Source organism: Streptomyces sp. NPDC039736 (assembly GCF_055596485.1).
In genome coordinates, this window is record NZ_JBVIUQ010000005.1 from 574625 (window position 1) to 587561 (window position 12937).

Consider the following 12937-nt stretch of genomic DNA (forward strand, 5'->3'; position numbering starts at 1 on the left):
CAGCTCCCTTGTCTCGACGCTCGGTTTCACAGCGATATGGAGGTACGGAGGGCCACGCCCGTCCGCATCTGTTCCAGCGCCTCGTTGATCTCGGTGAGCCGCACCCGGTGCGTGATCATGTTCTCCAGGTCGATGCGGCCGGCCCGCCACAGCGCGACGGCCCGCTCGTACGAGCGCAGCACGTCCCCGCCTCCGTACATCGATGGCAGGATCCGCTTCTCGTCGAAGAACAGCTCGAACATGTTGACCTGGAAGTGGTCGTCCAGCGCGCCCGCGCCGACGACGCAGAGCGTGCCGCCGCGCCGGGTCGCCCCGTAGGCGGTGCGGGCGGTGGCGGACTTGCCGACGACCTCGAAGACGTAGTCGAAGCCCTCGCCGGAGGTGACGCGCCGCTTCGCGTCGTCGAGTCCGTCCGGGGACACGGCCTCGGTCGCGCCGAACCGGAGGGCGGCCTCGCGGCGGGAGGCGACCGGGTCGACGGCGACGATCTGCGCCGCGCCCTGCACCCGGGCGCCCTGGATCGCGGAGATGCCCACACCGCCGCAGCCGATCACCGCGACCGACGAACCCGCCTGCACCTGGGCGGTGTTGATGGCCGCGCCGAGGCCCGTCGTGACGCCGCAGCCGATCAGCGCGGCGATCTCGAAGGGCACGTCGTCGGGGATCGGGACCGCGCAGCCGGCGGCGACCACGACCTCCTCGGTGAAGGTGCCGGTTCCGGCGAAGCCGAAGACGTCGCCGCCGGGGCGCCTGAAGTTGGGGGTGCCCGCGTTCATGAACCCCGCGAGGCACAGGTGGGTCTGCCCGCGTTTGCAGGACGGGCAGGCGCCGCAGGCCGGGAGCCAGCAGACCAGGACCCGGTCGCCCGCGGCCAGGCCCTCGACGCCGTCGCCCACGTCCACGATCTCGCCCGCGCCCTCGTGGCCGGGGACGAAGGGCGCAGGCTGCGGCAGGACGCCGTTCATGGCGGAGACATCGGAGTGGCACAGGCCGGTGGCCCGCACCCGGATCCTGACCCTGCCGGGGCCGAAGCCCACCGCCTCGACGTCGTCGAGCACTTCGAGCTTGTCCTGGCCTGTCTCGTGCAGTACGGCTGCGCGCATGGCACGAACTCCCCTCTGTGGGCGGTCGGTTCCGGATGCGCCGGTTCACGGCTCCGGGGCTTCGAGGCTTCGAGGCTTCGAGGCGTCGCGGGTTCACGCGTGTTCGACGAGCGTGTCGGCCAGCACGGGCGCGTCGTCGCGCTCCACCGCCGTCACCGTCACCTGGGTGCGGCCGTCGCCGGTCCACATCCGGACGCGCAGGGTCTCGCCGGGGAGCGCCACCCCGGCGAAGCGGGTGGTGTACGAGGTCACCCGGGTCACGTCGCCGCCGAGCACCGTGTCCACGACGGCCTTGAGGGTCATGCCGTACGTGCACAGGCCGTGCAGGATCGGCCGCTCGAAGCCCGCCAGCTTCGCGAAGTCGGGGTCGGCGTGCAGGGGGTTCCAGTCGCCGGACAGGCGGTAGAGGAGGGCCTGGTCCTCACGGACGGGGCGTTCCACGGTGAACTCGGGCCGCCGGTCCGGTACGTCGAGGCGGACGGAGGGCCCGCGGTCGCCGCCGAAGCCGCCCTCGCCGCGGACGAAGACGGCGGAGTCGTTCGTCCAGAGCGGCCCCTCGGCGTCGGCGGCCTCGGAGCGCAGCACGATCACCGCCGCCTTGCCCTTGTCGTACACGGCCTCGACGGTGGAGGTCAGGGTCGCGTCGCCCTCGACGGGGATCGGGCGGTGCAGCGTGACGGTCTGCCCGCCGTGCAGGACGGCGGCGAGGTCCACCTCGATGCCCGGGGCCGCGAGGCCGCCCATCATCGCCATGCCCGCACCCGCGACGGTGGCGAAGCTCGGCAGGACGTGCAGCCTGCTCTCCAGGGTGTAGCGCAGTTCGGCGGGATCGGTGGCGGGGACGCCCGCGCCGAGGCCCAGGTGGTAGAGCTGGACGTCCTTGTGGCCCCAGACGGCCCTTCCGGTCCGGGGGCCGGCGGCGAGGGCCTTCGCAACGTCGATCGGCATGGGAGGCAGAGCTCCTAACGCTCTCGGGGTTCCTGGCTCTCCGGAGAGAGGCCCCGACGTGGCCGTCCGCACCGTCGGACACGCCGGGGCCGTACGGGGTCGGCCGGTGACGCGCTCCACTTCTAGAACGCGTTCTAGGCCGATGGCCCCCATGTATAGCGCAGGGCACGCCACTTGTGAACCCGTCAGGTGACGGCCCGTCAGTTCAGGCGGTGCGGGGCTTCGCGCGTACGTGCATGCGCTCGCCCTGGCGGCCGAAGAGGCTGAGCACCTCGACGGGGGCCTTTCCGGTGCTGCCGAACCAGTGCGGCAGCCGGGTGTCGAACTCGGCGGCCTCGCCGGGTCCGAGCACCAGGTCCCGGTCGCCCAGCACGAGCCGGAGCCGCCCGGTGAGGACGTACAGCCATTCGTAGCCCTCGTGGGTGCGGGTCTCGGGGGTGCTGCGGGTGACCGGCAGGATCATCTTGTACGCCTGGATGGGTCCGGCGCCGTGGGTGAGCGGGAGCACGGTCGAGCCGTGGACCTGGCGGGGCTTGATGCGGACCCGGGGGTCGCCCACCTCGGGGGCGCCGACGAGGTCGTCCAGCGGGACCTGGTGGGCCTGCGAGATGGGCAGCAGGAGTTCCAGACTGGGGCGGCGCCCGCCGGACTCCAGCCGGGAGAGGGTGCTGGTGGAGATGCCCGTCGCCTCGGAGAGCGCGGCGAGGGTCATGCCGCGGGCGGTGCGCAGCCGCTGGAGGCGGGGGCCCACGTCGGCGAGGGCCTGGCTGATGGCGGGCGAGTGCTCCATGCGGGCCATTGCACCGCGCCGTCCCCGTTCCGGCAACCTTTCTTGCCGTTTCCGGGAAGCGGGCCCGCGCGGGCGTCCGGAGCCGCCCCCGGCCCGCTCGAACCTCCCGGGCCCCGCGCCCCTCCTCAGCCCGACTTCGCCGCGCCGGCCGCCGCCTCCTCGGGCGCCGGGGACACCACCCGCTCCCCGGCCGCCCTCTTCGGCCCCCTCGGCAGCCACACCAGGATCAGCACCACCCCCAGCAGCAGCACCCCCGTCCCCGTCCGGAACGCCAGCGCGTACCCGGCGGTCAGCGCCTCCGGGCTCGTCGCGCCGCCGGTCCGCGAGGCCGCGACCGTGGACAGGACCGCGAGGCCCAGCGCCCCGCCCATCGTGCGGGAGGTGTTGATCAGGCCGGAGACCAGACCCGCGTCGCCGGGCGCGGCGCCGGAGGTGGCCAGCGAGGCCAGCGGCGTGGAGGCCAGGCCCGCGCCCAGCATCATCAGGATGCCCGGGCCCAGGATGGCCGTCGCGTACGAGCCGTGCGCCCCCATCGTCGACTGCCAGCCGAATCCGGCGGCGGCGACCAGCGTGCCGAGCGCCGCCAGGTTCCGCGCGCCCACGCGCGGCATCAGGCGCGGGGCCAGCTTGGAGCCGGTGACGATGGCCAGGGAGCTGGGGACCAGGGCGAGCCCCGCCCCGAGCGGCGTGTACCCCAGCACGTTCTGGGCGTACAGCGTCATGAAGAACCACATGCAGAACATCGCGGAGCCGTTGACGAACATCGCCGCGTTCGCCGCCGACACCGACCGCACCCGGAACAGCTTCAGCGGCATCAGGGGCGCCTTCGCCCGGGCCTCGACCAGGAGGAAGAGGCCGATCAGCAGCAGCCCGCCGGTGAGCGGGACCAGGGTGGCGGCGGCCGTCCAGCCCTCCGCCTCCGTCTGCACGATGCCGTACGCGAGGGTGGCCAGCCCCGCCGTGGCCAGCACCGCTCCCGGCAGGTCGAGCCGGCGGCCCGCCCGCGAGTGGCTCTCGGTGAGCCAGCAGAAGGCCCCCACCAGGACCAGCGCGCCGATCGGCACGTTGATCAGGAGCACCCAGCGCCAGGAGAGGGAGTCGGTCAGCAGTCCGCCGACGAAGCCGCCCGCCGCGCCGCCGCCCGCGCCCACCGCCGACCAGGTGCCGATCGCCCGGGTGCGGGCCGCACCCTCCGGCACCGCGGAGGTGAGGATGGTCAGCGTGGCCGGGGCCAGCACCGCGGCGCCCAGTCCCTGCACCGCCCGCGCGGCCAGCAGTTGCCAGCCCTCCTGGGCGAGCCCGCCCGCCAGCGAGGCGGCCGTGAACACCCCGAGCCCGATGAGGAACGTCAGCTTCCGCCCGAAGATGTCCGCCGCCCGCCCGCCGAGCAGCATGAACCCCGCGAAGGCGATCGAGTAGGCGTTGACCACCCACTGGAGTCCCTGGGCGGTCATGCCGAGGTCGGCCCGCATGGAGGGCAGCGCCACGTTCACGACGGACACGTCGAGGACGACGAGGAACTGTCCGGCGCAGGCCGCCAGCACCACCGCCCACGTGCGGACGGGTCGCGGCGGGGTCGTGGCTGTGCGGGGAGCTGCGGGGTCGGCGGACACGCCGGGGGAACGGTGGACCATGCCTGTCATGGTCGCAGGTAGTGCGTGCCCCGTACATCCGCGATACGGAGCACACCGCCCGGCCGCCGGGCCTAGGGCTTGCGGAGGAGGGTCACCACCGCCGCCCCGCCGAGCCCGATGTTGTGCGCGAGCCCCACCCGTGCGCCCGCCACCTGCCGCGCCCCCGCCTGTCCGCGAAGCTGCCAGGTCAGCTCGGCGGCCTGGGCGAGGCCGGTGGCGCCCAGCGGGTGGCCCTTGGAGATCAGCCCGCCGGACGGATTGACCACCCAGCGCCCCCCGTACGTCGTCGCGCCGGACTCGACGAGCTTGCCGGAGGCTCCGTCGGGGCACATGCCCAGCGCCTCGTAGGTCAGCAGCTCGTTCACGGAGAAGCAGTCGTGCAGTTCGATCACGTCGACGTCCTCGATGCCGAGCCCGGCGCTCTCGTACGCCCGGTGGGCGGCGGCCCGCGACATGGGCCTGCCGACGACGTCGATGCAGGAGCCGGCGGCGAAGGACTCCTCGGTGTCGGTGGCCATGGCCTGCCCGGCGATCTCCACGGCCTTCTCCAGCAGGCCGTGCCGCACGACGAAGCGTTCGGAGACGACGACGGCCGCCGCCGCGCCGTCCGAGGTCGGCGAGCACTGGAGCTTGGTCAGCGGCCGGTGGACGGTCCTCGCCGCGAGGACCTCGTCCACCGTGTACGGGTCCCGGAACTGGGCGTACGGGTTGTTCACCGAGTGCCGGTGGTTCTTCGCGCCGACCGCCGCGAGCTGGGCCTCGGTCGTGCCGTACCGCTCCATGTGCTCGCGGGCGGCGTTGCCGAAGATCTGGGCGGTGGGCGGCGTCCTCTCGAAGCCGTGCCGGGCGGCCATGACGCCGTAGTGGCGGGCCACGGGCGAGGTCGTGAAGTCCCCGCCGTCGCTTCCGCCGCCGAGCGCGCCGCGCTTCATCTTCTCGAAGCCGAGCGCGAGCACGCAGTCCGCGAGGCCACCCCGGACGAACTGCCGCGCCATCATCAGGGCGGTCGAGCCGGTGGCGCAGTTGTTGTTGACGTTGTAGACGGGGACACCGGTCAACCCCAGTTCGTACGCGGCCCGTTGACCGGCCGTGGACGCCTGGAAGCAGTGTCCGACGGGCACCTGCTGGACCTGCTCGTATGCGATCCCGGCGTCGTCGAGCGCCGCCTGGCCCGCCTCCCTGGCCATGTCCCAGTACTGCCAGTCCCGTGACTCGGGCTTCTCGAACTTCGTCATTCCGACGCCGACGACGTACGCCTTCATGCTGACTCCCCCTGGTGGTCGCGCGGCAGGCCGAGGATGCGCTCGGCGACGACGTTGAGCTGGACCTGGGTGGTGCCGCCCGCGATGGTCAGGCACCGCGACATCAGGAACCCGTGCACGGCCCGCTCCCCCGGTCCTTCCCGCAGCGCCCCTCGCGGGCCGAGGAGTTCGAGCGCGAGTTCGGCGATCTTCTGCTGGTGCGGGGTCTGCACGAGCTTGCGCACGCTCGCCCCCGCGCCCGCCTCCAGCCCGTCGACCTGCTGGAGGGTGGTCCGCAGCCCGATGCAGGCGAGGGCGTGCGCCTCGGCGGCGAGGGCCCCGACGCGGGCCCGCGTCGCGCCGTCGAGGTCGGCGGCGCGGGCGATGAGCGCTTCGAGCCCGGTGTCGAAGGCGACCTGGTCGGCCATGTGGACGCGCTCGTTGCCGAGGGTGTTGCGGGCGACCTGCCAGCCGCCGGTCTCCTCCCCCACCAGCGCGTCCACGGGCAGGACCACGTCGTCGAAGTACACCTCGTTGAAGAGGGAGTCCCCGGTGATCTCCTTCAGCGGGCGGACGTCGATGCCGGGGGTGTTCTTCATGTCGACCAGGAAGTAGCCGAGCCCCTGGTGCTTGCTCGGGGCGTCCGGGTCGGTCCGGGCGAGCAGGATGCCGTGGTCCGCCCACTGGGCGGCGGACGTCCACACCTTCTGCCCGTTGATCCGCCAGCCCGTGCCGTCCTCGGTGCGCTCGGCACGGGTGCGCAGCGAGGCGAGGTCGGACCCGGCCTCCGGCTCGGAGAAGAGCTGGCACCACAGCAGCTCGCCGCGCAGGGTGGGCGGGACGTAACGCTCCTTCTGCTCCTGGGTTCCGTACGCGATGAGTGAGGGCACCACCCACGTCGAGATCCCGAGCCCGCTGAGGGTGACCCCGGCGTCCGCCAACTCGCGCTGCACGGCGAGCTGTTGGAGCGGTCCCGCGCCGAGCCCGTACGGGGCGGGCAGGTGCGGGGCCGCGTACCCGGTCGGCGCGAGCGCCCGGCGGGCCGCGCCCGGATCGAGCCCGCGCACCCCCTCGATCACTTCCCTCGCCCGTTCCCGGTACGTGTCGGCCTCGTCCGGCAGGTCCATGCGCAGCTCGCGCCGGGCCCCGGCGGCGGCCAGCCGCACGGCCCGCAGCCGGTGGCCGTCGCCCGTCCCGGCCAACTGCCGGGCCACCAGGGCCCGGCGCAGGTACAGATGTGCGTCGTGCTCCCAGGTGAACCCGATCCCGCCCAGGATCTGGACGCAGTCCTTGGCGCAGGAGAAGGCGGCGTCGAGCGCGGTCGCGGCGGCGAGGGCGGCGGTGAGCCCCCGCACGTCCGCCGCCTCGTTGACGGCGTTCGCCGCGTCCCACACCAGCGCCCGCGCCTGTTCGACCCGTACCAGCATGTCGGCGCACAGGTGCTTGACCGCCTGGAACTGCCCGATGGGCCGCCCGAACTGCTCGCGCACCTTCGCGTACGCGGTGGCGGTGTCCAGGGCCCACCCGGCGGTGCCGCAGGCGTCGGCCGCGTACAGCACGGCGGTGAGGTCGCCCACCAGGGCATCCGTCAGGTCGAGTTGCCGCTCCGCGGGCACGAAGACGTCGCGGACGACGACTTCACCGGTGGGCCGGGTCGGGTCGGCGCTGGTGTGGGTACGCATCTCCAGCCCGTCCGCGTCGACGGCGAGCCACACCACGCCGTGGGCGGACTCGGCGGCGAGCAGGACGAGTTCGGTTCCGGGCCCGGCCCCGAGGACGGGCGGGGCGGTGCCGTCGAGGACGAAGCCGCCGTCCGCGGAGACGGCCGTCAGGGCGCCGGGGCCGGTCGCCGCGGCGGCCACGGGATGCCCGGCGGCGAGTTCGCCCCTCCCGCCCCTGACCAGCAGGTCCGCCGCGAGCACGCTCGGCAGGAAGGGGCCGGGGAGGGCGGCCCGCCCGGTCTCCTCCAGCACGACGGCGAGGTCGAGGAGGCTCCCGCCGCCCTGCGGCAGATGCACGTCGAGGAGCCCCATGGCGGCGGCCCCGTCCCAGTACGCCGGCCGCCCGCCGTCCCCTTCCTCCCCGTCGAGGATCTTCCGTACGTCCTGCGGCGGCGCCGCCCGCCCGACCCAGCCGCGTACCGCTTCGGCCAACTCGCGGTGCTCGCGCGTGATTCCGATGCCCATGGCGGTGCAGAGTAGAACACGTTCCATTCTGACGGAAGGTCAGATGGAGGTCGGATGTGAGCCGGGCCGGACGCGCGTCGGGGCCGTTCGGGAGCCGGGACCGGACACGGGCCGGGAGGCGGCGAGGCCCCCAGCCGGGAGGTGACGAGGCCCCGCGCCCCCTGCCGTACGGGGAAACGCGGGGCCGTCCGAAGCAGGCGGCCGAGGACCGGACGCGGTCCGCTGGGCCGTCACCGGCTCACTTCCTCCGCCGCCTCTGACGCCACGCCCCCCATCCGAACAGGACGACGAGAGCGACGAAGAGGATCACGGCGGCAACCTTCCCGGCCGTCCCCTCGGGCCACCAACTCCCCCTGCCGCCCTCCACCGCGAGCAGATGGATCATCATCTCCGGCCCTCTCTCTCAACGCGCCCGAAAGCGCCGCATCAGCACGAACCCGAGAACCGTCAGGGCTCCGACGGCCGAAATCCACACCCCGGGCCCGACGAAGCCCGCGGTCATCGTGAAGACGCCGATGAGAACGAGGGCCGCACCGGACAGCAGACCGCCCCAGAGGCCCACCTGGACCCAGACCTCCGCCGGCCGGTCCGCGTCGCCGAGCAGCTCCCCGCCGTCAGGCGCTCCGCTTCTCACTTTCCCCGGCTCCGCACGTAGCTGATCGCGAAGAACACGAGCCCGGCCGCCACCACCACCGCGAAGACCGTCCCGAGCCACGGCGGCCCGTCCGGCCCGCCTCCCGGAGCCGCCCATTCCGTTACGCGCATCTCGCCCTCACCCCTTCCCCGGCGCACCGTCAGCGCCGCTTCCCGACCTTGAACCACCAGGCCACGCCCAGCGCCAGGAAGAAGACCGCCCCCGCCGTGACCTCTTCCGCCAAGCTGTCCATGCTCGCCCCGCCGGCGGCCACGACCGTCACCGCGCTCACCGTGCTCACCTCTGTCCCGCCGACGTGAGCGCGATCCAGATTCCGGCTGCGCAAAGGAGCGCTCCGCTGCCGATGAGAAGCGCCAGGTAGAAGCGCTGTGTGAGGCGGCTGGTCTCCTCGTTGCGCCAGGAGCGGGCCATCCTGACCTCCGCTCGTATGAGGCGCGGCGCGAACAGCACGAACCCCGCCCCCAGCACCGCGAAGACCCACCCCATCGCCACCCGCACGAGTTCCCCCTCCCGGCCGCCGTGACCTTCCCGGTGCCCCCGGCTCCCCCGTTGAACCCCGCACCCGAAAACTCCGGGCGCGGTTTCCCCGCCCGCTCGTACCGTGAGGCTCCCCCGGCCGTACGAGGCCGCCCGGCGCACCGGAGAGGTCCCGACGCATGGACGCCACCCGGGCACAGCCACGGCTCGTGCTCGCCCTGGAGCGGCTCGGCCGCGTCTTCGGCGGGACGGCCGCCCCGGACGACGCCGTCCAGTGCACCTGCCACTGGGGCAGCGAGGAGGAGCTCGCCCTGCTCAGGACACCCGGCGTCGAGCTCGACCCGGACCTGCTGCGCAGCACCTGGCAGGCCGGTGACTGGGGCGGCGCCCACGACGGCGTACTGCGCCGCATCCTGCCCCAGCTCGGCAGGGCGCTGGCCGGGGAGACCGCCGTACCGTTCCCCGGCTGGTACGACGAGGTCGGCCGCTGCCTCGCCCGCAGCACCTGGCAGCAGTGGCCCTCCCCGCAGCGCGAGGCCGTGCGCGAGTTCCTGTGCGCCTGGTGGGAGCAGGTCCTCGGCGATCCGGAGCCCACGCTGCCCCCGCACGAGACCCTCGCCCTGTGCACCGAGGCGTCCGGCGCCCTCACCCCCTGGCTCGCCGCCTGGGAGGACAGGGACGACGCGGTCCCCGCGCGGCACCTCGCCCGGGCCGTCGAGCACTGGGCGTACGACCTCCTCTGCGACGAACTGCCCTGGTCCACTTGGGCCGAGGACGCGCGGGAGGAGGCGCTCCGGGCCGAGCTGACCGCCTGGCTGCTGCGCTGCGCACCCCCGCGGCTGCGCCGCGTCCGCACACCGGAGGCGCTACTGCACCGGGTCCGGCTGCTGGGGCTCACCGGTCCCGCCCGATGGGAGGACCCCCGCTGGCCGTACGCGCCGTAGCCGGGGGCCGCGCCCCGTGCCCGTGGTCGCGTACGGCACCATGACCCAGTCCGACCCGCCCAGCCGCCGCCCCGCAGGAGAGCCATGACCGCCGCCGCCCCCACGCCCGACACCCTCGCCGCCTTCGAGGCCGCCAAGGGGTTCATGCCGGTCGGCGAAGGGCTCGCCCTGTACGCGGCGGCGGCCGAGGCGGCGCAGCGGCTGCGGCTTCCGGTCCTGGAGGTGGGGACGTACTGCGGGCGCTCCACCCTCCTCCTCGCCGACGCCGCCCGCGCGGCCGGTGTCACGGCCGTCACCGTCGACCACCACCGCGGCAGCGAGGAGCAGCAGCCGGGCTGGGAGTACCACGACCCGACGGTCGTCGACCCGGAGGTCGGCGTCATGGACACCCTGCCCACCTTCCGCCGCACGCTGCGCCGGGCCGGGCTTGAGGAGCACGTCGTCGCGATCGTCGGGAGGTCCCCCCGGGCCGCCCGCCTCTGGGGCACCCCGCTCGCCCTCGTCTTCATCGACGGCGGCCACACCGACGAGCACGCGACCGGCGACTACGAGGGGTGGGCCCCGCACGTCGCGCCCGAGGGGCTCCTGGTCATCCACGACGTCTTCCCCGACCCCGCCGACGGCGGCCAGGCCCCGTACCGCGTGCACCAGCGGGCCCTGGCGTCCGGCGCCTTCACCGAGGTCTCGGTGACCGACTCGCTGCGCGTCCTGCGGCGTACCGGCCCGGGTCTGTGAACGTCCGGCATAGCATCGCCCTGTGTCGTACGACGGTCAGTTCCCCCACGCAGACCCGCCCGAGCCCGAGTTCCGGGAGCCCCCGCGCCGAGGACGCGGCACCGCGCTCGTCGTGGCCGCCGCCCTCGTGCCCACCGCCCTGGCGGGATGGCTCGTCTGGCAGGCCATGAGCAGCCCGGAGGACGGAACGCCCGCACAGGTGCTCCCGCTGCCGAGCCACAGCGCGGCGGCCTCGGCGCAGGGCAGCCCCGCGCCGCCCTCCGCCACGGCCCCCTCGACCCCCGCCGGCCCGGCGCGGAGCTCCGCGGCGCCGGACCCCGACCCCAAGCCCGGCGGCGGCCCCCTCACCGGCCGCACCGTCGTCGTGGACCCCGGCCACAACCCCGGGAATTTCCGGCACATCCGCGAAATCAATCGCCAGGTGAACATCGGAACGAACAGCAAGGAATGCGACACCACCGGTACGGCGAGCAATGCCGGTTACACCGAGGCGGAATTCACCCTCGATGTTTCGCGCCGACTGAAAACGCTTCTCGAAAAGCAGGGCGCAACCGTCAAATTCACCCAGAACGGCGACCGTCCTTTCGGTCCCTGCATCGACGAGCGCGCCCGTATCGGCAACGAGGCGAAGGCCGACGCCGTCCTGTCCATCCACGCGGACGGCTCCGCGGCCGGCCACCGCGGCTTCCATGTGATCCTGCCCGCGCGGGTGAAGTCCGGGGCCGCGGACACCTCCGCGATCGTGGGCCCCTCGCGCGTGCTGGGCGAGGCCGTCGTCGGCAACTTCGTCCGGGAGACCGGCGACGCACCCGCCAACTACCTGGGCGCACCGAACGGACTGGTGGTCCGCCGGGACCTCGGCGGGCTCAATCTGTCGACCGTCCCGAAGGTCTTCATCGAGTGCGGGAACATGCGCGACCGCGAGGACATCGCCCTGCTGACCGACCCCGCCTGGCGGCAGAAGGCCGCCCGGGGCATGGCCGAGGGCATCGCCGCCTTCCTGAAGGGGTAGGGCTCGGCAGCGCGCTCGAACCACACGGGAACACGCGGTTCGCACACGGGCTTCGCACGCCGGCCGGCGCAGGTTACCGACCGGCAACGAAGAGGACGGTGCCATCGGCCGGACGATACATTCATCCGTACGATGGGCAGCCGCCCCCGAGCTTCGCACCGGGCCCACGCGCGAACCGCGTTGCGCCGGCGCCGCGACAACCGCCCCGATAAGCCCCGAAGAAGACGACTGACAAAGGACTTCACGTGAACATCCGCTCTCTCACACGAGGCGATGGGGTGGTGATCGCAGCAGCGGTGGTGCTGTTCGTCGCCTCGTTCCTCAACCAGTACTCCGTCGACGCGCGCTGCGTCGGCAACTACTGCTCGCCGGGCGTCAGCGTCAACGCCTGGGAACTCCTCGCCACGCTGATGAGCATCTACGTCGCGGGCATCATCGCCGCGGCGCTGATCGTCGTCGCCCGCGCCCTGCCGGGGCAGCGCAAGGTCGCCGGGATCGAGCTCGGCCAGTTCGGGGTCGCACTGGCGATCTTCGCGGCGTGGACGGCGTTCTGGACGATCGTCGACGGCGGCCGCAACGGCGCGGGCATGATCATCGGTCTGGTCGGCGCCCTGGTGCTGGCGGCGGGCGCGGTCGCCGCCCCGCTGGTCCCCGCGCTCAAGGCGCCGCTGATGAACGCCCCGAAGCCGGCCGTCCCCGGCCAGCCCTACGGCGCGCAGCCGGGCGCCGGCTACGGCTACCCGGGCGGCCAGCAGCAGTCGTACGGCGGCCAGCCCGCCACCGGCGGTTACGGCTACCCGGCCGGCGCCCAGGACCCGCAGGCCACGGCCGCGCAGCCGCAGGCCGCGCAGGGCGGGCAGGCTCCGGCCGCCACCGACGCGTCGGGCTTCGCGCCGTTCTGGTTCGCGGTGCCGGTGGCACGTCCGCTGTACCCGGAGGACGGCGCGCCGACGCCGATCGCCGAACTGGCCCCCGGCACCTGGTACTTGGCGGTGGACCAGCGCGGTTCGGGCCTGGTCGCGCAGACCCAGGACGGCCGTCGCGGCCTGCTCCAGGACACCACGGGCATCCAGCGCGGCTGACGCACGCGCCCGCCTCCGGCGGCCCCCGTCCCGGACACCGGGCGGGGGCCGCCGTCTTGTCCGGGCCCGGCCGGGAACCGTACAGTCACCCACATCTGACGCTTCGTCAGTTGTGGCGACGGGAGGTCCC

At 73.8% G+C, this 12937-nt stretch carries 14 protein-coding genes; 4 read left to right on the top strand and 10 right to left on the bottom strand.

Annotated features, from left to right (window positions below; translation table 11 throughout):
• Positions 1-26: 26 nt before the first annotated feature.
• From ACZ56L_RS19215 to ACZ56L_RS19260, 10 genes are all read right to left on the bottom strand, one after another.
• The gene (locus ACZ56L_RS19215; RefSeq protein WP_471065145.1) at positions 27-1103 is read right to left on the bottom strand and encodes a Zn-dependent alcohol dehydrogenase; all 1077 of its coding nucleotides are present in this window, start codon (positions 1101-1103) and stop codon (positions 27-29) included.
• 93 nt (positions 1104-1196) lie between these two features.
• Positions 1197-2051, bottom strand: coding sequence for a MaoC/PaaZ C-terminal domain-containing protein (locus ACZ56L_RS19220; RefSeq protein ID WP_471065148.1), 855 nt, complete (start codon positions 2049-2051; stop codon positions 1197-1199).
• Positions 2052-2256: 205 nt separating this feature from the next.
• Positions 2257-2841 carry a helix-turn-helix domain-containing protein gene (locus ACZ56L_RS19225; protein WP_345223404.1) on the bottom strand — a complete coding sequence of 195 codons (585 nt, stop codon included), beginning with the start codon at positions 2839-2841 and terminating at the stop codon, positions 2257-2259.
• 125 nt (positions 2842-2966) lie between these two features.
• Positions 2967-4484 carry an MFS transporter gene (locus ACZ56L_RS19230; RefSeq protein WP_468688449.1) on the bottom strand — a complete coding sequence of 506 codons (1518 nt, stop codon included), beginning with the start codon at positions 4482-4484 and terminating at the stop codon, positions 2967-2969.
• Between the two features lie 62 nt (positions 4485-4546).
• A complete protein-coding gene (locus tag ACZ56L_RS19235; RefSeq protein ID WP_345223399.1) occupies positions 4547-5737 on the bottom strand; it encodes a lipid-transfer protein in 1191 nt (396 codons plus the stop codon).
• On the bottom strand, positions 5734-7902 hold the full coding sequence (locus ACZ56L_RS19240; protein ID WP_471065151.1) for an acyl-CoA dehydrogenase: 2169 nt from the start codon (positions 7900-7902) through the stop codon (positions 5734-5736). Before ACZ56L_RS19240 ends, ACZ56L_RS19235 begins: the two co-directional genes overlap by 4 nt.
• A gap of 403 nt (positions 7903-8305) precedes the next feature.
• Complete coding sequence (locus ACZ56L_RS19245; protein ID WP_471065153.1) at positions 8306-8536, bottom strand: hypothetical protein; 231 nt, start codon at positions 8534-8536, stop codon at positions 8306-8308.
• Positions 8533-8667 carry a hypothetical protein gene (locus ACZ56L_RS19250; protein WP_468688439.1) on the bottom strand — a complete coding sequence of 45 codons (135 nt, stop codon included), beginning with the start codon at positions 8665-8667 and terminating at the stop codon, positions 8533-8535. The genes ACZ56L_RS19245 and ACZ56L_RS19250 overlap by 4 nt, the downstream gene beginning before the upstream one ends.
• Before the next feature lie 29 nt (positions 8668-8696).
• A complete protein-coding gene (locus tag ACZ56L_RS19255; protein WP_471065155.1) occupies positions 8697-8828 on the bottom strand; it encodes a hypothetical protein in 132 nt (43 codons plus the stop codon).
• Positions 8829-8833: 5 nt separating this feature from the next.
• Positions 8834-9055 (bottom strand): hypothetical protein, encoded by a 222-nt coding sequence (locus ACZ56L_RS19260; protein WP_471065157.1) that lies wholly within the window; start codon positions 9053-9055, stop codon positions 8834-8836.
• A gap of 158 nt (positions 9056-9213) precedes the next feature.
• Between ACZ56L_RS19260 and ACZ56L_RS19265 the strand changes: the two genes are divergently transcribed.
• The 4 genes from ACZ56L_RS19265 (at position 9214) to ACZ56L_RS19280 (ending at position 12807) form a co-directional block, all read left to right on the top strand.
• Positions 9214-9978, top strand: a complete 765-nt coding sequence (locus ACZ56L_RS19265) for a hypothetical protein (RefSeq protein WP_471065159.1) — start codon at positions 9214-9216, stop codon at positions 9976-9978.
• A gap of 84 nt (positions 9979-10062) precedes the next feature.
• Positions 10063-10713, top strand: a complete 651-nt coding sequence (locus ACZ56L_RS19270) for a class I SAM-dependent methyltransferase (protein WP_345223385.1) — start codon at positions 10063-10065, stop codon at positions 10711-10713.
• A 22-nt stretch (positions 10714-10735) separates the two neighbouring features.
• Positions 10736-11725: an N-acetylmuramoyl-L-alanine amidase gene (locus ACZ56L_RS19275; protein ID WP_401757325.1), complete on the top strand. Its 990-nt coding sequence runs from the start codon at positions 10736-10738 to the stop codon at positions 11723-11725.
• A gap of 245 nt (positions 11726-11970) precedes the next feature.
• Positions 11971-12807, top strand: coding sequence for a hypothetical protein (locus ACZ56L_RS19280; RefSeq protein ID WP_471065161.1), 837 nt, complete (start codon positions 11971-11973; stop codon positions 12805-12807).
• Positions 12808-12937 lie beyond the last annotated feature (130 nt).